Origin of the sequence: Exiguobacterium sp. s124, assembly GCF_018617485.1 — a bacterium.
GTDB lineage: Bacteria > Bacillota > Bacilli > Exiguobacteriales > Exiguobacteriaceae > Exiguobacterium > Exiguobacterium aestuarii.
The window spans coordinates 168,571-189,128 of the sequence record NZ_JACSKH010000001.1; the positions used below are offsets into that span (position 1 = coordinate 168,571).

The 20,558-nt window shown below is 50.0% G+C and carries 19 protein-coding genes; 14 read left to right on the plus strand and 5 right to left on the minus strand.

What is annotated here, in order from left to right; genetic code table 11:
- The first annotated feature begins 136 nt into the window (after window positions 1-136).
- Together amyS and desA are read left to right on the plus strand one after the other, a co-directional pair.
- Window positions 137-1,678, plus strand: a complete 1,542-nt coding sequence (gene amyS / locus KNO85_RS00970; protein ID WP_376778000.1) for an alpha-amylase — start codon at window positions 137-139, stop codon at window positions 1,676-1,678.
- Between the two features lie 203 nt (window positions 1,679-1,881).
- Window positions 1,882-2,895, plus strand: a complete 1,014-nt coding sequence (gene desA / locus KNO85_RS00975) for a Delta(5) desaturase DesA (protein ID WP_214786149.1) — start codon at window positions 1,882-1,884, stop codon at window positions 2,893-2,895.
- Between the two features lie 34 nt (window positions 2,896-2,929).
- Here the strand turns inward: desA and KNO85_RS00980 are convergent, their stop codons facing one another.
- Window positions 2,930-3,760, minus strand: a complete 831-nt coding sequence (locus KNO85_RS00980) for a lipoate--protein ligase family protein (RefSeq protein WP_214786151.1) — start codon at window positions 3,758-3,760, stop codon at window positions 2,930-2,932.
- A 17-nt stretch (window positions 3,761-3,777) separates the two neighbouring features.
- On the minus strand, window positions 3,778-4,680 hold the full coding sequence (lipA, locus tag KNO85_RS00985) for a lipoyl synthase (protein ID WP_333781802.1): 903 nt from the start codon (window positions 4,678-4,680) through the stop codon (window positions 3,778-3,780).
- A gap of 321 nt (window positions 4,681-5,001) precedes the next feature.
- On the opposite strand from lipA, the gene KNO85_RS00990 reads away from it, so the two are divergent.
- Window positions 5,002-6,951 carry a glycoside hydrolase family 3 protein gene (locus KNO85_RS00990; RefSeq protein WP_214786153.1) on the plus strand — a complete coding sequence of 650 codons (1,950 nt, stop codon included), beginning with the start codon at window positions 5,002-5,004 and terminating at the stop codon, window positions 6,949-6,951.
- A gap of 38 nt (window positions 6,952-6,989) precedes the next feature.
- On the opposite strand, the gene KNO85_RS00995 is transcribed toward KNO85_RS00990, so the two are convergent.
- Window positions 6,990-7,835 carry a DegV family protein gene (locus tag KNO85_RS00995; protein WP_214786155.1) on the minus strand — a complete coding sequence of 282 codons (846 nt, stop codon included), beginning with the start codon at window positions 7,833-7,835 and terminating at the stop codon, window positions 6,990-6,992.
- 8 nt (window positions 7,836-7,843) lie between these two features.
- Window positions 7,844-8,686, minus strand: a complete 843-nt coding sequence (locus KNO85_RS01000; RefSeq protein ID WP_214786157.1) for a lipoate--protein ligase family protein — start codon at window positions 8,684-8,686, stop codon at window positions 7,844-7,846.
- A 106-nt stretch (window positions 8,687-8,792) separates the two neighbouring features.
- On the opposite strand from KNO85_RS01000, the gene KNO85_RS01005 reads away from it, so the two are divergent.
- Genes KNO85_RS01005 through KNO85_RS01015 form a run of 3 tightly spaced genes read left to right on the plus strand, consistent with a single transcriptional unit; the run spans window position 8,793 to window position 12,370 of the window.
- Window positions 8,793-10,088 (plus strand): HD domain-containing protein, encoded by a 1,296-nt coding sequence (locus KNO85_RS01005; RefSeq protein WP_214786159.1) that lies wholly within the window; start codon window positions 8,793-8,795, stop codon window positions 10,086-10,088.
- Between the two features lie 21 nt (window positions 10,089-10,109).
- Window positions 10,110-11,696, plus strand: a complete 1,587-nt coding sequence (locus tag KNO85_RS01010; RefSeq protein ID WP_214786161.1) for a Na/Pi cotransporter family protein — start codon at window positions 10,110-10,112, stop codon at window positions 11,694-11,696.
- Between the two features lie 20 nt (window positions 11,697-11,716).
- A complete protein-coding gene (locus tag KNO85_RS01015) occupies window positions 11,717-12,370 on the plus strand; it encodes a hypothetical protein (protein ID WP_214786163.1) in 654 nt (217 codons plus the stop codon).
- A gap of 51 nt (window positions 12,371-12,421) precedes the next feature.
- Here KNO85_RS01015 and KNO85_RS01020 read toward each other — a convergent pair whose 3' ends face one another.
- The gene (locus tag KNO85_RS01020; protein ID WP_012727443.1) at window positions 12,422-12,610 is read right to left on the minus strand and encodes a 2-hydroxymuconate tautomerase; all 189 of its coding nucleotides are present in this window, start codon (window positions 12,608-12,610) and stop codon (window positions 12,422-12,424) included.
- A gap of 147 nt (window positions 12,611-12,757) precedes the next feature.
- Here KNO85_RS01020 and ypfJ point away from each other — a divergent pair, with 147 nt between their 5' ends.
- The 8 genes from ypfJ (at window position 12,758) to KNO85_RS01060 (ending at window position 20,507) form a co-directional block, all read left to right on the plus strand.
- Window positions 12,758-13,612, plus strand: a complete 855-nt coding sequence (gene ypfJ, locus KNO85_RS01025; protein WP_214786165.1) for a KPN_02809 family neutral zinc metallopeptidase — start codon at window positions 12,758-12,760, stop codon at window positions 13,610-13,612.
- 95 nt (window positions 13,613-13,707) lie between these two features.
- Window positions 13,708-14,556, plus strand: coding sequence for a MurR/RpiR family transcriptional regulator (locus KNO85_RS01030; RefSeq protein WP_214786167.1), 849 nt, complete (start codon window positions 13,708-13,710; stop codon window positions 14,554-14,556).
- The gene (locus KNO85_RS01035; protein WP_214786170.1) at window positions 14,553-15,020 is read left to right on the plus strand and encodes a GNAT family N-acetyltransferase; all 468 of its coding nucleotides are present in this window, start codon (window positions 14,553-14,555) and stop codon (window positions 15,018-15,020) included. The genes KNO85_RS01030 and KNO85_RS01035 overlap by 4 nt, the downstream gene beginning before the upstream one ends.
- Window positions 15,021-15,121: 101 nt before the next feature.
- Window positions 15,122-16,015, plus strand: coding sequence for an N-acetylmuramic acid 6-phosphate etherase (gene murQ, locus KNO85_RS01040; protein ID WP_214786172.1), 894 nt, complete (start codon window positions 15,122-15,124; stop codon window positions 16,013-16,015).
- Window positions 16,016-16,029: 14 nt separating this feature from the next.
- Window positions 16,030-17,403: a PTS transporter subunit EIIC gene (locus tag KNO85_RS01045; RefSeq protein WP_214786174.1), complete on the plus strand. Its 1,374-nt coding sequence runs from the start codon at window positions 16,030-16,032 to the stop codon at window positions 17,401-17,403.
- Between the two features lie 60 nt (window positions 17,404-17,463).
- Window positions 17,464-18,513 (plus strand): DUF871 domain-containing protein, encoded by a 1,050-nt coding sequence (locus tag KNO85_RS01050; protein WP_214786175.1) that lies wholly within the window; start codon window positions 17,464-17,466, stop codon window positions 18,511-18,513.
- A 55-nt stretch (window positions 18,514-18,568) separates the two neighbouring features.
- Complete coding sequence (locus KNO85_RS01055) at window positions 18,569-19,072, plus strand: YwhD family protein (RefSeq protein WP_214786177.1); 504 nt, start codon at window positions 18,569-18,571, stop codon at window positions 19,070-19,072.
- 157 nt (window positions 19,073-19,229) lie between these two features.
- Window positions 19,230-20,507 carry a dicarboxylate/amino acid:cation symporter gene (locus tag KNO85_RS01060; protein WP_214784869.1) on the plus strand — a complete coding sequence of 426 codons (1,278 nt, stop codon included), beginning with the start codon at window positions 19,230-19,232 and terminating at the stop codon, window positions 20,505-20,507.
- Window positions 20,508-20,558 lie beyond the last annotated feature (51 nt).

The window sequence follows — 20,558 nt, forward strand, 5'->3', positions numbered from 1 at the left end:
GACTGAACTATTCAAATGAAAAATAGTTAGGGAGAGAGAACTGTTTTTATCTGTCTATCTATGCAACAAAATCAAAATCCTTCACAATGATTAATGCAAGCGCTTTCATTAATCGAATGAGGAGGAATGAATGATGTTGAAGAAACGACAAGGGATTGCTGTCTTAGCTGGAGTGACATCGATTGCACTGCTTTCAGGGCAACCGGTCGCACAAGCGGCAACTCCACAGAATGGTACGATGATGCAATATTTTGAATGGTACGTCCCGAATGACGGACAGCATTGGAACCGTCTCTCGAATGATGCGCAACATTTGAAAGACATTGGGGTCTCCGCCGTTTGGATTCCGCCGGCATATAAAGGGACGTCGCAAAATGACGTCGGGTACGGGGCCTACGATTTGTATGATTTAGGCGAGTTCAATCAAAAAGGGACGACACGAACGAAGTATGGGACGAAAGTACAGCTACAGTCGGCGATTTCGAACTTACGCGGAAAAGGAATCGGCGTATATGGAGATGTCGTCATGAACCATAAAGGGGGAGCGGATTATACGGAATCGGTCCAAGCGGTCGAGGTCAATCCTTCCAATCGAAATCAGGAAACGTCTGGAGAATATTCGATTTCTGCCTGGACTGGATTTAATTTTGCGGGAAGGAACAATACATACTCGCCATTCAAATGGCGTTGGTATCATTTTGACGGGACCGACTGGGATCAGTCACGGAGTTTGAGCCGAATTTATAAATTTAAGAGCACAGGAAAAGCATGGGACAGTGAAGTATCTGGCGAGAACGGAAACTATGATTACTTGATGTACGCCGATGTGGACTTTGAGCATCCGGAAGTACGGCAGGAGATGAAGAACTGGGGGAAATGGTATGCCGATTCGCTTGGTCTCGATGGCTTCCGACTCGATGCGGTGAAACATATCAACCACTCCTATCTAAAAGAATGGGTAACGAGTGTCCGTCAGGCAACCGGGAAAGAGATGTTCACGGTCGCCGAGTATTGGAAGAACGACCTCGGGTCCATCAATGATTACTTAGCGAAGACGGGCTACACCCATTCCGTATTCGATGTGCCACTCCACTACAACTTCCAAGCGGCAGGGAACGGTGGCGGTTATTATGACATGCGCAACATCTTGAAAGGGACGGTCGTCGAACAGCATCCAACACTCGCCGTGACGATTGTCGACAATCATGATTCGCAACCAGGACAGTCACTTGAGTCAACGGTCGCGAATTGGTTCAAACCGCTCGCCTACGCCACCATCATGACGCGTGGTCAAGGATATCCAGCACTCTTCTACGGTGACTACTATGGAACGAAGGGCACGACGAACCGTGAAATCCCGAACATGTCAGGATCGCTTCAACCGATTTTAAAAGCGCGTAAAGATTTCGCCTACGGTACACAGCACGACTACATTAACCATCAAGACGTCATCGGTTGGACACGTGAAGGCGTGACAGACCGCGCGAAGTCAGGTCTTGCGACGATTTTGTCGGACGGACCAGGCGGGTCGAAATGGATGTATGTCGGGAAACAGAATGCAGGAGAAGTGTGGAAAGACATGACTGGCAACAACGGTCGTCTCGTGACAATCAATGCAGATGGTTGGGGCGAGTTCTTCGTCAACGGCGGCTCGGTTTCCATCTATACACAGCAATAAATCCATCAGGCTTGTCTCACCAAAATTGAGACAAGTCTTTTTTTCTGAATTTTCACCATATAAGTTTTATACGTGATATAATGACCTAGTGTTAATTCTTGATAGGGACGATTTCCGATCCATGAATTCACATTGAACAACGTCGGTTGTTGGTTTCATTTATATTTTTGCGTTGTGACGCTGTTGAATTCAAGGAGGTTGTGATGAGTAAAGAAAAGATTGCCCAATTAAGAAAGCACGTCTCGCCGTTTGAAAAGTCCGATATCCGGATTAGTGTGCGGCAGATGATCAATACGATTTTACCGTTTCTCGTATCGTGGTTTTTAGCGTATCAACTACTGAGTGTCTCCATCTTCCTGACATTGCCGTTCACGTTGATTGCGGCAGGATTTGTGGTGCGCATGTTTATCATCTTCCATGACTGTACGCACGGTTCGTTCTTTAAAAATAAGAAGGCGAACGCGATTGTTGGAACGATCACAGGAATCTTGACGCTATTCCCTTACGAGAAGTGGAAGCGAGAGCATGCGATTCATCATGCATCGAGTGGGAATTTGGATAAACGAGGTGTCGGGGACATCTGGGTCATGACGATTGAGGAGTACATCGAAGCCTCGAAATGGACGCGATTGCAGTATCGCCTGTATCGCCATCCGCTCGTTATGTTCGGTCTCGGGCCACTTTGGCTCATTCTCGTCACGAGTCGTTTCAACCGAAAGGACGCCCGGAAAAAAGAAAGACAAAACACGTATCTCATCAATATTTCGCTCGTCGTGTTATACGGCGCGTTGATTTATTTGGTCGGTTGGCAGGCCTTCCTGATTGTGCAGGGAACGACGATGTTCATCGCCGGTGTACTCGGGATTTGGTTATTCTATGTCCAGCATACGTTCGAAGATTCATACTTCGAGGATGAGCAGGAATGGGATTACGTGAAGGCGGCAATCGAAGGGAGCTCGTATTACGAGTTGCCGAAAGTGCTTCAATGGGTGACAGGGAATATTGGTTTCCATCACGTCCACCATTTGAGCCCCCGTGTCCCGAACTACCATTTGGAGAAGGCGCATACGTCAACACCGCCATTGCAGCGGGCGACAACGATCGGACTGTTTTCAAGTTTGAAATCGTTACGCTACAAATTGTACGATGCGAACAATAAAACATTCGTCACGTTCCGGGAAGTGCGTCATCTCTTGCGCCGAACGAACGCGGCATAAAAAAAGCTTGTCCCCGTCAAAAGGGACAAGCTTTTTAGCGTTTCCAGACCCATTCATCACTCTCATACTTTTTGACGAGCAAGTCAATTTCGGACTGTTGGTCTTCTGTGAAGACGAGCGGTTCGAACGTCAACGAGAAGGCGTCCTTGAAGCCGGTCTCGAACGCGGCGGCCACTTCGTCAAACGTGACGAAGCGCTGTAGCGTGTCATTCAAGGCGACGGCTTTCTCGCTGAATCGACTTTTGGCTTCACGCTTTTCGGATTCCTCCATCGCGAAACAGTCGAACAATACCTCATCGTCGACAGAAAGAGGAATGGATCCATGTTGAAGGACCGCCCCTTGATGACGCACTTGTGCGCTACCCGCAATCTTTTTCCCATCGACGGCCAATTCATAATAAGAGGCGGCATCGAAGCAGACAGCGGATTTCGGTTTGCGGAGCGCCTCGCGATCCTCTTCTGTCAACGGGACCGAGAATTCGGCGGGTACACCGAGCTCGTGGTAACCACGGCGGACCCCTTCCGTGAGCAAGCGATAGCTCTCGATGATATTTGTCGGCAGGGCCGGTGTCGATTCGGGCAAGATGACGCTATACGTCAACTCGTCCGCGTGCAATACAGCCCGTCCGCCTGTCAGGCGACGTACGACCGGGATGTTGTTCGCCGTGAGGGCGTCACGGTCCAAGTCACGTGTCGCCCGTTGGAAACGCCCGACGCTGATCGCATGAGGTGCCCATGAATAAAAACGGAGCGTCGGTTTGAGTTCTCCCTTCGCGACCCAATTGGCGATGGCTTCGTCAATCGCCATGTTTTCGGCCGGTGAAGTCGATTCGGTTCTAAGTAAGTGCCACGTCGTACCAGTCATAATCTCTCTTCTTTCTGTTAGTCGATTGGCAACATCGTGTGGCGACGTGCCTTGTGTACTTGTTCATCCGCATGGTAAGACGAACGGACGAGCGGACCTGCCTCACAATGTGAGAATCCTTTTGATAGCGCAATCTCTTTCAACTCAGCGAACTCGTCTGGATGATAGTAACGTTCCACCTCGAGGTGTTTCTTCGTCGGTTGTAAGTATTGTCCGAGTGTCAAGATGTCGACGTTGTGCGCACGGAGGTCATCCATCGCTTCAATCAATTCTTCTTTCGTCTCCCCGAGTCCGACCATGATCGACGACTTCGTCGGGATATCCGGATTCAACTCTTTGGAACGCTTCAAGAATTCGAGTGTGCGGTCATATGTCGCTTTGGCACGCACTCTCGGTGTGAGGCGGCGAACCGTCTCTAAGTTATGGTTCATGATGTCAGGACCCGCATCAATCAACGTTTGTAAGGCAGAGAAGTCACCCATCATGTCAGACGGAAGTACTTCGATGGATGTCTCCGGATTCATAGAACGGACGGCGCGAACCGTTTCCGCAAAGACCGTCGCCCCGTAATCGTTCAAATCATCGCGTGCGACGGCAGTGATGACGACGTGCTTCAAGTTCATGAGACGGACCGATTCGGCGACGCGCTTTGGTTCTTCCCAATCGAGCTCGTTCGGTTTACCTGTCGTGACAGCGCAAAAGCGGCAGGCACGTGTACAAATACTCCCTAGAATCATGAATGTCGCAGTCCGACGTACCGCCCAGCATTCATGAATGTTTGGACACTTGGCTTCCTCACATACCGTATGTAGATTTTTCTCGCGCATCATCTTCTTCAGACCGGTATACGTGTCATTCGTGTTCAATTTAATCTTTAGCCATTCCGGCTTTCGTTTCAGTTCCCCTCTTGCCACAATAATTTCCCCCTTTTTGAAAGTTAACCTGTATCGAATTGAGTTTACCAAAAAAAGAATCAAAAACGAACCACGGAAATTATTGGTTTTGCCAATACAGTTTTCTGTGTATCAAAACAGAAACATTATTTCAAAATGGTTACGCTTTCACGCGAGTGATTGTTTCTGAAAAGTGGAGTTGCTATACTGTTGTTGACCACCTGAATAAGAACCAAATGTAACTGATGCGATCAGGCATGGGGTGAACGAGCGTTGATGAGGCAACGCTTCTTCCTCCATGCCTTTTCGTTTGGGGGTCAGTCAAATTGGACGAAGGGGAGTGGGAACATGAACAAGGCATTGAACTGGACGGCAACTCTCGGATTGACGACGGCACTAGTGATCTCATCGGTTCCGGCAGCGGATGCGGTCGTGGCGGAAGGGACGCCGACGATGTCGATTGACCAGCGTGTCAATACGAAGCTAGAGTCGATGACGCTCGAACAAAAAATCGGGCAGATGATCATGCCGGACTTCCGGCTTTGGAACGGGGCGAACCATACATCTCTCGGACCGGAAGTGGCGCGTGTCATCGATCGTTTTGATCTCGGCGGCGTGATTCTGTTTGCGGAGAACGTGAAAGAGACGGAGCAAACGACGAAACTCGTTCACGATTTGCAGGAAGTCGTGAAGCAAGACGACAGCAACGACATTCCTCTCTTTGTCACGATTGACCAAGAGGGAGGCATCGTGACACGTCTCGGGACGGGGACGAACTTACCTGGGAATATGGCGATCGGCGCGACGCGAAACAGTCAATATGCATATGACGCTGGAAATATCATCGGTTCTGAACTACACGCACTCGGGGTAAACGTGAACTTCGGACCGGTACTTGACGTCAACAATAATCCAGGGAATCCGGTCATCGGTGTCCGTTCTTTCTCAAGTGACCCTGAACTAGTCGGTGAACTAGGTTCGGCGATGACGCAAGGCATTCAAGACCAAGGTGTCGCGGCGACGGCGAAGCATTTCCCGGGTCATGGGGATACGGCCGTCGACTCGCATTATGGGTTACCGGTTGTCGATAAGTCGCTCGACGAGTTGCGCGGTCTCGAGTTGCTCCCGTTTAAACGTGCCATCACGGAAGGGATCGATATGATTATGACGGCACACATCGGTATGCCACAAATCGAAGATGAGGTCGTCGAGTCGGATCGCGGCACGTTCCCGCTCCCGGCGACACTTTCGGACGACGTCATTACAGGAGTGCTTCGTGAGGAGCTCGGATATGATGGGATTGTTGTGACCGATGCGCTCAATATGCAAGCCATCACGGACAACTTTACGGAAGCAGAGGCAGTCATCAAGACGTTTGAGGCAGGCGTCGATATCGCGCTCATGCCGACGATTTTGCGTTCAGAGGCAGACGTGATCAAACTCGAAGCTATCTTTGAAGAAGTCATCCAAGCGGTGAAAGATGGCCGCCTATCTGAAAAGACTATTGATGAATCAGTCGAACGTATTTTGACATTGAAGGCAGAGCGTGGCATTTGGGGAGAGACAATCGATTCGACGACACTCGAGGCGAAGCTGACAGAAGCGAACGCCGTCGTAGGTAGTGCGGAGCATAAAGCGAAAGAACGGGAAATCGCGGAAGCGGCCGTCACCCTCGTGAAGAATGAGGACAAGACACTCCCGTTCAAACCGAAAAAAGGGGATACGGTGCTCGTCTTGTCACCAGCAAAAGATCAGACGGATAGCATGGTGAAGACAATCAAGTCGCTCGAGAAGAACGCCGGGAATATGAAAGACGTGAACGTCATCACGGCAAACTATTCGGCGTCAACGCCACACTTGGCGCAGAATCCGGCGCTACAGCAACAAGTTGAGGCAGCCGATTATATCATCGTCGGTTCGAACGTGAACAATAGCGCGAAATTGAAGCCAACGTCAGCTGACCATTACGTGCCGGCCGAAGTGTTCCGTTACGCGAACGAGACAGGGAAGAAGTCGGTCTTACTCAGCTTGCGCAACCCATACGATGTCGCCGTTCAGCCAGACGCTCCGGCGCAGCTCTTGATCTATGGGTTCAAAGGCGACCCGAACGGACCGGACTCAGAAGCAGGGAACTTGAAATCGGCCGGACCGAACTTGCCGGCGGGCATTCGTGCCATCTTCGGTGAAGTGAAGCCGCAAGGGACGTTGCCAGTAGACGTACCGAAATTTGTGGACGGTGTGTTCCAAGACGAGAACTATGCACAGTTTGGAGATGGATTTACGAACTGGAATCGCTAAATGAAAATGAGCTCACCCGATAGAGGGGAGCTCATTTTTTATGCCTCGAAGTAGGCGATGACGAGTAGACCTGGACCGGTATGGGCACCGATGGCAGAGCCGACAAGTGTTTTCGTGATGTGTTTCGGTTGGACATGCTCACGAACCATCTTCTCGAACTGTTCCGCTTTTTCTAGATCGTCACCGTGACCGATGAACAAGTGCCCGTTCTCGACGAGTGGCTTCGATTCCATCGTCCATTCGACCATGCGACGCATAACTTTTTTGTGACCACGTACTTTTTCAATCGGCACGAGCTTTCCGTCCTCGACCGTCAGTAACGGCAGAATCGTCAACAAATCACCGATGAAAGCACTCGCTTTCGAGACACGTCCGCCGCGCATCAAGTATTCGAGTGACTCGACCGTGAACAAGTGACGGATCTTTCCGACGAGCGAAGCGGCATACGCGACCGTCTCTTCGTACGTATGGTCTTGCCCGTACTCCGCGACCGTCTTGACGAACAATGCTTGTCCGACCGAAGCCGTTCGCGTATCGAGAATCTCAAAGGTGCTGTCTGGATACTCCTCTTTGAGCATCTCCCCGACCATGACAGCCGTTTGGTATGTACCGGAGAGTTCTCCGGAAAATGCGAGATATAAAAACGGGATTTCGGCTTCAAGGTGTTGACGGAAACAATGCTCGATTCGCGACGCCTCGATTTGGAACGTCTTCGGCGTCTTGCCTTGACGCATTGCGTCGTACACGTCTTTCGCTTGAATCGTCTCTCCATCTAAAAACTCTTCGTTGTCGATGATGACACCAAGCGGTAAAATCTCAAGACCGTATTCGATGATTTGATCGTGGGTCAAATCGGCCCCGGTGTCTGTGATCAGTTTAAACATTGGATGAATCACTCCTCTGTTAATTGTTGTTCAATCTCGCGTAATGGTTCATTCCGTTTCCACATCCGGTCAAGTTGACTCACGAGTGTCGTTTGTTCTTCAGCCGTCAGTGACGCGTTTTGGAGTGTGCTGACTGTGGAAAGAACGCGGTAGGCCCGTGTGAGGACGTCCTGAACCGTAAGGGGGATACCGAGCAAGTCTTCAAGCGACGCCATCGTTTCCGGTACAATGGTAGGGTACGTAAATTTGGTCGTTTCCCCTTGAATCGCCAAGTCATAGAAGTCGCGGATGATTTCAGCACGTGCGCTGCCACTCTTCCTGACGCTCAAGTAAATTTGAACGGCGACGCCGCCACGGACGCGTCGTTGCGAAATACCGGCGAACTTTTTACCGTCAATCGACAAGTCGAAACTTCCCGGACAATAGGAGCCGACGACTTCCCCTGGGACGATGTCGTTCGTGACGTCTTGGAACATCTGTTGGATGAGTGAGGTCATGGCCTCATAGCCGCTGTCGATTTGAATCCCGTCTTTCTCGGGTAAGATTAAAGATAAGTTGAGGACATCATCGTCTAGGACGACGGCGAGTCCGCCTGAGTTTCGGACGACCGGTCGAAAGCCACGCTCATGTAAATACCGGACCCCATCTTTTAAATGAGGCAACCTTGCATCTTGAATTCCGAGTACAATCGTATCGGTGTGCACCCATGCGCGCAAGACGGCGCCTAGTTGTTGGGTGGAAGCACACAACGTATCATCAGTCGCAAACGATTGTTCCGCTTGAAACATCGGGCCGAGGCTCGATTGGTCGATCACACGATAGCTCGGTTGGTTTAATAATGGATGGATCATATACTTAATTCCTTTTCACAAATAATTTTCCTTCTCATTATAGCATGGAGGGAACGATTCGTTTGAAGTCGAATCTAGAACATAACGAAACGTAGGAGGGCATGTCATGTACTCGTCACGAGGACAATTATCTGGATCGAAAGTGTTTAAAGATCCGGTACACCGTTATATTTACGTCTACGATCATCTGATTTGGGAACTGATTAACACGAAAGAGTTTCAGCGCTTGCGTCGCATCAAACAACTTGGAACGTCCTTTTTAACGTTCCACGGCGCGGAGCACACCCGCTTCCATCATTCTCTCGGCGTATATGAGATTGCGCGCCAATTGATCGACCAGTTCCAACAATATCCGGAATGGGATGACCGCGACCGTGAATTACTGCTAGCAGCGGCGCTCTTGCACGATGTGGGTCATGGACCATTCTCGCACGCGTTCGAACATGTCTTCTCGGTTCGACATGAAGTGTGGACCGAGCGAATCATTCTAGGAGATACCGAGGTCAATCAAGTGTTGTCCGAGATGGGTGTCGGGTTCGCGGAAGAAGTGGCCGCCATCATCAATAAGACGCACCCGAACCGCTTGATCGTCAATATGCTCAGTTCGCAGCTTGATGTCGATCGGATGGATTATTTGCTCAGAGATGCGCACTTTGCGGGCGTCAGTTACGGGAAGTTTGATTTAGAACGTATGTTGCGCGTCCTCAGACCGGATGAAGACCAAGTCGTCGTCAAACAGTCGGGGATGCATACGATCGAAGATTACATCATGCGCCGCTATCAGATGTATTGGCAAGTGTACCTTCATCCGGCGACACGTTCGAGTGATCTTCTCTTAAAAGCGATTCTCGAGCGGGCACAGGAACTGTATGAGAGCGGGTATCCGTTTAAGATGACACCGAAGCACTTCTTACCGATTTTCGAACAAAACGGCATGTCACTTGACCAATATTTGAAGTTGGACGAGACGGTCGTCTACTTCTATTTCCAAGAGTGGATGGAAGAAGATGACGCGATTCTAGCCGATTTATCGAGCCGCTTCGTGAATCGGCGTTTATTGAAATATAAAAACTTCCCGGAGGCGAACCGCGTCCGCTATATGGAACGGTTACGTCAAACAATGGACGAGATCGGATTACCGCCCAAATACTATTTACTCGAAGATCAGCTGAGTCAATTGCCGTACGATTTATATAAAGGACAGGGCAAATATGAAGGCATTTATCTTCAGATGAATGATGGGGAGCGGAAAGAGATTTCGGAAGTGTCCATGCTCGTCCAATCGATTTTGAACTCGAGACAATCCGATGAAAAAATTTATTATCCAGAAGATGTGTTACTGAACTTAAGGGAGCATGCGAATGAGAAATCGTGGCTCTTGTCGACATTGAAATCCGAATAACCCGCAAAGGGGCGTGACACGATGGAGATTGCGACATTGATTGGTGGAATCGGGATTTTTTTGCTCGGGATGACGTTACTCACAGATACGCTCAAAAAGTGGGCCGGTACACGACTGCGTCATCGGTTGAACCAATTCACTGATGGCTCGCTGTCGGGTGCGACACTTGGGGCGACGCTGACAGCCTTATTCCAGTCCTCTACCGTGACGACGTTGATGACGATCGGCTTTGTGAGCGCGGGTCTGATTACGTTCACGCAAGCTTTGCCACTTGTCATCGGGGCGAACGTAGGTAGCGCGACGACCGGATGGATCATCGCCATCCTTGGCTATAACGTAGACGTACGTCAATTATTCTTGCCACTCATCGGAATCGGAATGGCGTTTCGTCTCTCTGCTCCACGTTTTCGCCGAGTCGGGCTTCTATTCGTCAGTATCGGTCTCATTTTTGTCGGGATTGGGACGCTACAGGATGCCATGGGGGATGCGGTGACGTTCTCGTTCGGACCAGTCGGGTCGATGAGTATCACTCAACAAGCACTCCTCATTGGAATCGGTTTTGTGATGACCGTTGTCCTCCAGTCGTCGACAATCGGGCTCGTCTTAACGATGACCGCCCTTGCGACAGCTGCGATCACACTTCCACAAGCCGCTTACTTGGTACTCGGTCAAAGTGCTGGAACGAGTCTCGTCGTGGCACTCGGTTCAATTGGGGGCTGGAAGTCGGCTAGACGTATCGTGTTAGGCCACGCCATCTACCATGTGTCAATCGTTCTCATCGGATGGCTGACGTTCCCGATTCTCTTTTTTGTCGTCAATCGAGTAGCCGATTGGTTCAACTGGAACGACCTGTTACGCCTCGCCTTATTTCATACGACATTCCATGTGTTAGGGGCGCTTTTGTTTTTACCGCTTTATCAACCGTTTGCAAGACGTCTCTTAAAGTGGATTCCGAGCCGCTCAGAAAAATTGACACGCCTGCTCGACAAGAACATGTCTCAACTCCCGACCGTCGCTCTTGAGGCGGCGCGGCGGTCCCTACTCGAAATCGAACGCTATTTAGGAAACGAGACCGAGTTGCTCGTTCGAGAGGGACGTCTCCGTGAAGATGAGTTGACGCTCGTCGATAAGACGCTGAGCGATGTACGTGTCTTTTTGAGTACGATTCGTCTCGACGATGTCGGGAAGCAGAACGATTACGGGCAACATTTGTCCTTGTTGCATACGATTGATCACCTCGAGCGGTGGTTATACGTGTTGCGAGAAGTCGAGCCGGTCCAGTCACTGCGGGACACCGATTTTTTGGCGGCACGTGAACTCGTGTTGCACGAACTCGACCTTGTGCATCAATTGAACCATCATACGCCACCGGAAGACTCGAAGATGTGGAAGCAGGCATCGAAACAGCTGGCGGAGTATCGGAAGGCGCATCGCTCGGAGCTGTTAGAAGAAACGGCTGCGAATCAGCTAGAGATGGAGCAGACGATTCAAAAAGTACAAGTGCTACTCTGGCTCGACCGCATCGGTTACCACATTTGGCGGGCGACGCGTCACTTGATTAAGCCGACCGTACCGAGTGAACGGTTCGAAATGAACCGAGAAGACTGAAGGAAAATGGAGGAATGAGAATGGCAACATGGGTGACTCACTTTCGAATCGCGGAGGAGATTCTCGAGACGGATTCCGCGTTTGAACGCATACCTTTTTTAGTAGGGAATATCGGTCCAGACTGTGGGCTGGTCGGAGCGGATGGACGTCCAGAACCGCCGAAAACGATCACACATTTCAAAACCGAGAACGGAATATCTGCTGACCTGTTCAAACAGACATATTTAGATGGGAACACATCAAAATCTGATGCGGTATGGTCTTATTTGGTAGGCTATTATTTTCATCTGGTCACAGACGAGTATTGGGTGCGGTTGACCCGTGCGAAAAAAGAAGAGCCGATTGTACGAGCAATCGTCGGGACACCAGACTATACCCGTTTAGTCAAAACGGACTGGTATGGAATCGACTTTGAATATCTGGCAAAACATCCGAATCATATCTTTTGGACGGACTTCCGCCACATCCATGGATTCGAAGACGTGTTACCGTTTTTCCCTCAAGGACAGACGGCGCAACAAATTCAAAACATCACATCCTTTTATGAGACGCACCCGTTCGACCCACATCATGAATATGTATATATGTCACCTGAAGAGGTTGATTCTTTCGTCGAGGAAGTGCTGGATGGTCTAAAAACGAAGATTCAAGAAGTTCAACGTATACATAGTTGACGTGGTGCTTAGATGAAAAACGGACTCCGATTCAAGGAGTCCGTTCGTCACTTATTTTTTGTCCGCGTGCATGACGCCGGCTTGCCCGTAGTGCGTCGCATCCATCTCTTCGATGAAGACGGTGATGTTTTCTTTCGGGGCATTCGTCGTCTCGGAGACGGCATCCGTCACTTTTTCGATCAATGCGCGTTTTTGTTCCACGGTCCGGCCCGGGAGCATTTTTACCGTTACGTAAGGCATGGTCATTCCTCCTTAGATGAAGTCTCTTTCATTGTAGTGAATCCCCTTCCTCTAGAAAAGAAAATTCTCATCTACCGAGAAACGTGAGCTCATTTTTACCGGATTTGGGGTAATAAACAAGACAGAGCGAATGTAGGAGGAATCGAGATGAAGTGGAAAGGGAGACAACAGAGCCGGAACGTCGAGGATCGGCGGGGACGTAGTATCGGAGGAAAAGGAATTGCCGGGGTCGGGGGTGGTCTCGGATTAATTCTCGTCATCGTCTTCACGTTATTGAACGGAGGAAACCCGACCGACCTCGTCAATAATATCGGACTCGGTGAGCCTCAATCCGAAGGAACATACACCGGGACAGCACGAGAAGAAGAGATGGCGGACTTCGTTGCGGTCGTCTTGAAAGATACGGAAGAAGTATGGACGGACATTTTTGCGGAGAACGGCATGACGTATCAAGAACCAACGCTCGTCCTGTTTTCGGGACAAGTCGAATCCGCTTGTGGAATAGCCGGGTCAGCGGTCGGTCCCTTTTATTGTCCGGGCGACCAAAAGCTGTACATCGATTTAAGTTTTTATGACGAGTTGAGTCAACGCTTCAATGCGCCCGGTGATTTTGCGATGGCGTATGTCGTCGCCCATGAGGTCGGGCATCATGTCCAGACGCTTCTTGGGACGACGGAAGACATCATGCCGCTACGTAACGAGATGAGCGAGACGGAATTCAATCGCTATCTCGTCCGTTTCGAGTTACAGGCAGATTACTACGCGGGCGTATGGGCGCATCATGCGCAAGGACTTGGTTATCTTGAAGCAGGGGACGTCGAAGAGGCGATGAATGCGGCCCATCAAATTGGTGACGACACGTTGCAACGACAGGCTCGCGGTTACGTGACCCCTGATTCGTTCACGCACGGGACGTCCGAACAGCGGATGCGTTGGTTCGAAAGAGGCTTTGAGAACGGGTCGATTCAAGGTGGCGATACGTTCAATACGAACAACTTATAGGTCGGGCGTGCGCTCGACCTTTTTTAGCCGATTGGAATATGAGGAAAGAATCCGCTATCATAAAGGAACAACAGTTGCAGGAAGGGGATGACCCGATGGAATCCTTACTTACGAAAATCGATTTAGCAAAAGACGATATGACAGCGGTTGAAAAGAAAATCGCGGACTATATTTTGTCCCATTCAACGCTCATTCCAAATATGACGACGAAAGAGCTTGCCCAAAAGACGGATGTGTCTGAGGCGAGTATCGTCCGTTTCGCCCGAGTGATTGGAATTGATAGCTTTAAAGCGTTTAAACTCGCACTCGTGAAAGACTTGGCGGTCACCGAGACGACACTGACGGACTTCAACGTTCTCCAGCAAAAGGATACGCCATATGATTCGTTTCAAAAAGTCATTCATGTAAATAAAACAGCTATCGAAGCGTGCGCCGAAGCGATGGATAAACGGGAACTCGAACATGCGATCGACTTGTTCGCACGTGCGAATCGTGTCGTCTTTTATGGGGTCGGAGGATCATCGACCGCGGCCATCGATGCGCATTATAAATTCACGAAACTCGGGTATGCGGCTACGACGTCACCTGACTTTCATTACATGTTGTCGTTGATTCCGCATTTAGGAAAATCGGATGTCTTCGTCGCCATCAGCACGTCGGGACGGACGAAAGATGTGCTCGAACTTGTTCGTTTCGCTAAGAAGAAACGTGTGCCCGTCATCGCCATCACGAACTTGGACAAGTCCCCACTTTACCGGGAAGCGGACGTGCGACTTTGCACGCCGAACGTCGAGAGTGATTTCCGAATCGCGAGCATCGCCTCTCGGATGACGCAACTGACGATTGTCGATACGTTATACATGGGTCTCCTTCACCGTAAAGGAGAAGGGTTGATCGATCGCTATGCCGAAGCACGAGATGAGATGGTGAAGTTACGCCGATGATTCAACCGTATACGAAAGACGACCGATCGGAGTTGGAAGACTTTTTGATGCGGCAACACACCTTCGCTCTCTTGAATGGACAGTCCATTCAGGAATTTCGTGATGAGAATGTGGCAGATTTTGAAGAAGACGGTACCGTCAGTCTGATTGATCGTGAAGATGGTCAGATTGTCGCAATCGCGGACCTGTTGAAACGACATCCGGTGGACGGCTCGCTTTGGCTCGGACTGTTTGTCGTCGATGAAATCCTTCACGGGACAGGCTTGGCGCAAACGTTGTATGAACAACTCGAAGAACATTTTATGCGTCCGTATCAGACGGTATTTCGGTTAGGTGTCCTTCCGGATAACATTCGCGCCCGTCGGTTTTGGGAACGGAACGGCTATGTATACGAGAAGGATTCTGTCACGAACAAAGGGGTACGCGTTCACGTCCTGAAGAAACAACTCATTCGAACGGAGTGAGTTTTTCTTTCACCCAATTATGAAATTTAGTTTCATTTAATTTTAATAATAAATTGACTTTAAATTTCAATATAGTACGATGAAATCATAGAGAAGAAAGGATGATGGCGATGCTAGAGAAATTGGCTACAGAAAGACGGAATGAACGAACGATGTATCTAGACGAGATGTCGATTGAGGAACGATTGACGATCATGAACAGCGAGGACCGACAAGTTCCGCAAGTGATTCAAGATCAGATTCCAGTCATCGCGCAAGTCGTAGAGCATGTCATCGCATCCTTTCGTAAAGGCGGTCGCTTGATTTATATCGGGGCAGGCACGAGCGGTCGATTAGGGATTTTAGACGCTGCCGAGTGTGTGCCGACGTTCGGGGTGTCCCCGAATCAGGTCATCGGGTTGATCGCTGGCGGCGAACGAGCGCTCATTCAAGCGGTCGAGGGAGCGGAAGACAGTAAGGAATTGGCAGTCAACGATTTGAAAGCGCTTCAATTGACGGAGGACGACACGGTCATCGGCATTGCAGCGAGCGGACGGACGCCTTATGTGGTCGGTGGTCTCGATTATGCACGCGAAATCGGTGCGACAACGGCAGCCATTTCCTGTAATCAGGACGCGATCATCAGCCGACATGCGGATTATCCGATTGAAGTCGAGACCGGACCAGAAGTATTGACAGGTTCGACGAGATTGAAGGCAGGAACGGCCCAAAAACTTGTCCTCAACATGATTTCGACGACGTCGATGATTGGAGTAGGAAAAGTGTATCAAAACTTGATGGTCGATGTGCAACCAACGAACGAAAAGTTAGAAGTACGTGCCAAACGGATGATCGCAGAAGCGACAGGGGTCGACATGGAGACGGCCGCGCGTTATTTTGAGTCATCCAAAGGACATGTCAAAACGGCGATCGTTATGATTTTAGCGGACGTCTCTTACGAGGAGGCCGTCGAACGATTAGAGCGTGCGAACGGATTTGTCCGCGAGTCGCTATAAGGGGGAAAATCGAGATGAAGAAAGAAGAGGTTTTAGCACGGGATATCCTCGCACATGTCGGGGGGAAAGAGAACATTCGTCAACTCGCGCACTGTATGACGCGTGTCCGATTATCATTAAAAGATCCAACGAAAGCCGATCTTGACGCTTTGAAGAAAATTGATGGCGTCATGGGGGTCATCGATGATGAGACGTTACAAATCGTCGTCGGTCCAGGAACGGTGAATCGGGTCGCGGATTATATGAGTCATGAGACTGGTCTCGCGATTGGGGAAGAATCGGTGGATGCGAACTTGACGTTAGAAGAGCGCGCAGCGGTCGAACGTCAAAAAGTAAAAGAGAAGCAAAAGTCACCATTTAAACGCTTCCTTCGACGACTCGGGAACATCTTTATTCCGCTCATTCCGGGTCTCGTCGCTTCAGGAATTATCAACGGCGCGGCAAACTTTGCGGTCAACGCTGGTGTCGACCGAACAGAGACGTGGATGCAGATTCTACTCGTGCTCGGGAGCACGGTCTTCGCGTACTTAGCCATCCTTGTCGGGTGGAACACGGCGAAAGAGTTCGGGGGAACACCGGTGCTCGGGGCGATTGCTGGGGGGATTTTGTTCAATCCGCTCCTCGCAGACATCGTGATTTACGGGGAACCGCTCGTCGTCGGACGTGGTGGATTGTTCGGTGTCATTTTTGCCGGTTGGCTCATGACCTATATCGAGAAACACATTCGTCGCTTCATGCCAGTATCGATTGATATTATTTTTACACCACTCTTCACGGTTCTCATCGTCGGGTTTACGGCACTTTATGCAATCATGCCGGTCGCAGGCGTGTTGTCGGACGGCATCATGCGAGGCATCAATGCGACGCTTGAATTTGGAGGACCTGTCGCTGGAGCACTTTTGGCCGGTTTCTTCTTACCGCTCGTCATGGTCGGGTTACACCATGGCTTGACGCCAATCCATTTAGAATTGTTAAACACCGTCGGGACGACTGCGCTCCTTCCAATCTTGGCGATGGCAGGTGCCGGTCAAGTCGGTGCTGCTCTCGCCATCTTCGTGAAGACAAGCAACCCACGTCTCCGTAATATTATCAAAGGGGCGATCCCGGTCGGCTTCCTTGGAATCGGCGAACCGCTCCTTTACGGGGTCACGCTTCCGCTCGGACGTCCGTTCTTGACGGCATGTCTCGGGGCAGCAGTCGGTGGCGCCTTCCAGGCAACGATGAAGACGGCCGCACTCGGAATTGGCGTATCGGGTCTATCCCTTACGCCGCTGATTGACGACGGGATGTACTTGACGTACGTCGCCGGTCTATTGATTTCCTATACGGCAGGTTTCCTGTTTACTTATTTCTTCGGCTTCAAAGAAGAGATGGCAGACGGGATTTGACAAACAAAGATGGCTCGGTCGAGTCATCTTTTTCTATACGTTTTGTGAGGAGGGAAATAGATGAGAGGGATTTCCGTTTACTTAAGTGAGGAATTGACGCCTGCGTCCATTGATTGGATTGAACGCATGCGAGAGAGCGGATTTACGAGCATCTTCACGTCGCTTCATATTCCGGAAGACGATTCGACGTTATATACAGAACGGCTCCAGCAGTTAGGAGCGTTGGCAAAACGGCTTGAGATGGAACTCGTGGCAGATATCGCCCCGTCGTCTCTACAGGCGCTCGGGAAAGATTGGGATGATGCCCATACATTGTTAGAGTGGGGAGTTACGGGATTACGTGTCGATTATGGAGTCACACCGAAACAAGTGGCAGACTTGTCACGACATATGATGGTCGCACTCAATGCCAGTACGCTCACGGAAGTAGAACTTGATCAGATGTTGCAACATGGATTACTACGTGAGAATGTTGAAGCGTGGCATAATTTTTACCCGCGACCTGAGACGGGGCTCGACCGTCTTTGGTTTGACGAGAGAAATGCGTGGTTACATGCGCAAGGAATCAAGGTACAAGCGTTCATCCCTGGAGATGAACAATTACGCGGTCCCCTCCATGAGACGCTGCCGACACTTGAGGCTCACCGCCATCAGTCCCCCCTTTCGTGTTATATCGATTTAAAAGCCACGGTTGACCGGATTTTGATTGGCGACCCGTGCGTGTCAGAGCAGACGATGCGACAGTTTCAGGCGTATGAGGAAGGGGTAATCGTCCTGCGCGCCACTTCCGAGCATCGTGTCAAATCACTCCCGACACTCCATACGAATCGGATGGACCCGGCCCGGGACGTCCTCCGTTCGGTCGAATCGAGAGCATACGGACGACCGGGAGATCAACTGATTCAACCGCAAAAAACAGAAGGAAGACCGTTTGGAAGCATTACAATCGACAACGATCGTTACGGGCGTTATGCAGGGGAACTGCAAGTGACGAAGCGAGATTTGCCCGCGGATGAACGGGTCAATGTCATCGGTCGGGTCATCGAAATGGACCGTCCGCTCGTTCAATACATCGGACCAGGTGGACGATTCCAAATTGACTGGACGTGACTCAGGATTGCCACCATCCTATATCATTGTGTACAGTAGAGAGGGAGGGTGGAACATGAAAGACATTAATTTTAATATCATTTCAGACGATGCGACGGACGGACACGGCGGTTTTGGTGTCGGTTCGCTTAGCTTAAATAACATGTCCCCGGTCATCATTGACGTCGAGGCAGGCACAGCGACGATTGATATGGGCGCCATGCACGCCAAGTCAGCCATTGAGAAGCGCATCAAGTTTTTGACGGACCAAGAGGCGGTACCGAACGGGAAACCATACTGGATCGTGTGGGTGACGGTCGGTCGGAAACCGGAAGGCTTTTACTATGGTGGCGTCGCGGCATGTGACATGTTGGTAGATGTCGAAGCGAGACGAGGCTATAAACTATTGCCTTATCACGTCAATCAAATGGACAAATCGTTGAAGGGTCGGATTTTAATCGACATGATGGACGCTCCGTCCCGCAGCGTATTGGCGAATTTCTTACAAGAATATCGTCCAGAAATTTGGACGAACTCGACTGAACTTCATGCAGAGCTCGAGCGCTTAGGTGCCGAGTAAAAAGATTGGACGATTTTTTCGTCTCCAATCTTTTTTGTTTCGCATTTTTGGGAGTAACAGGAAATTATGTAACTGAAGAGATATTCATTTGTAATTGTATGAAAATTCAGTATTATGATATACTGACTACATTGTGAAAAAAAGAAAGGGTGATACGATGAGCGAAACGAAAAAAATCTTAATCGGTCTCGCGCTAGGTGTTGTAGTTGGTCTCGGATTGGCGGGATTGCCGGATTCAATTTATGAGATTGTGAATCCGTATATTTTATCTCCGGTAGGAACGGTCTTTTTGAATCTGATTAAAATGTTAGTCGTGCCGATTGTCTTCTTCTCGATTATTTTAGGCGTCATGGGTCTCGGGGACCCGAAAGAGCTAGGTCGAGTCGGGACGAAGTCGATTTTGTTCTTCTTAGCGACGACAGCACTCGCGATTATGTTAGCGATGGGCGTCGCATCTGTTTTACAACCAGGGGAGCGTGGGGACTTCCAAACAACAGGTCTTGAATTTGAATCAACAGCGACTGAGGAATCGTCAAATATCGTACAGACATTCGTCAATATGATTCCGACGAACCCGATTACGGCACTCGCTGAAGGAAATATGCTTCAAATCATCGTCTTTGCGGCATTGATTGGATTCGCATTGATTGCCCTTGGGGACAAAGCGAAGACATGGCGTCAATTCGTCAAACAAGGCGACCGCATCATGATGTACTTGATTCATCTCGTCATGAAGCTCGCTCCATACGGCGCGTTCGCATTGATTGCTTCGGCAATCGGAGGCATCGGTCTCGATGCGGTCGTCGCGATGGCATGGTATATGATTGCCGTCGTTTTGACACTCTTCTTACACGCCACGATTGTATACGGAGCAGCCGTTTACTTCATCGGGAAGATGAGTCCGGTGTTCTTCTTCAAGAACTTCTATGAAGCGATGACGTTTGCGTTCTCGACATCTTCGTCGAATGCGACGCTTCCGGTATCGATGGAAGTCGCACAGAAGAAACTCGGTGTACCACGTTCGATTTCGTCGTTCGTGCAACCACTCGGGGCAACGGTCAATATGGACGGGACAGCGATCATGCAAGGTGTCGCAACCATCTTCATCGCGCAAGTGTTCGCCTCTGACTTAACAATGACTCAATTGTTGACGGTCGTCATTACGGCGGTCCTCGCTTCGATCGGGACAGCGGGTGTACCAGGAGTCGGGCTTGTCATGCTTGCCCTCGTCCTTCAGTCAGTCAACTTGCCAGTAGAAGGAATCGCCCTCATCATTGGGGTCGACCGTATTCTTGATATGCTTCGCACATCTGTCAACATCACGGGGGATGCGGCATGTGCGGTTGTCGTTTCAAAATTAGAAGAAAAACATCTACCACCAGTCGACGAAGACTCGTGGGATGAAGCAGGTGCAACCTCTTCATCATCGCTATGATATAGTAAAGGACCATGACAACGCGTCATGGTCCTTATTTTGTAGATAGAA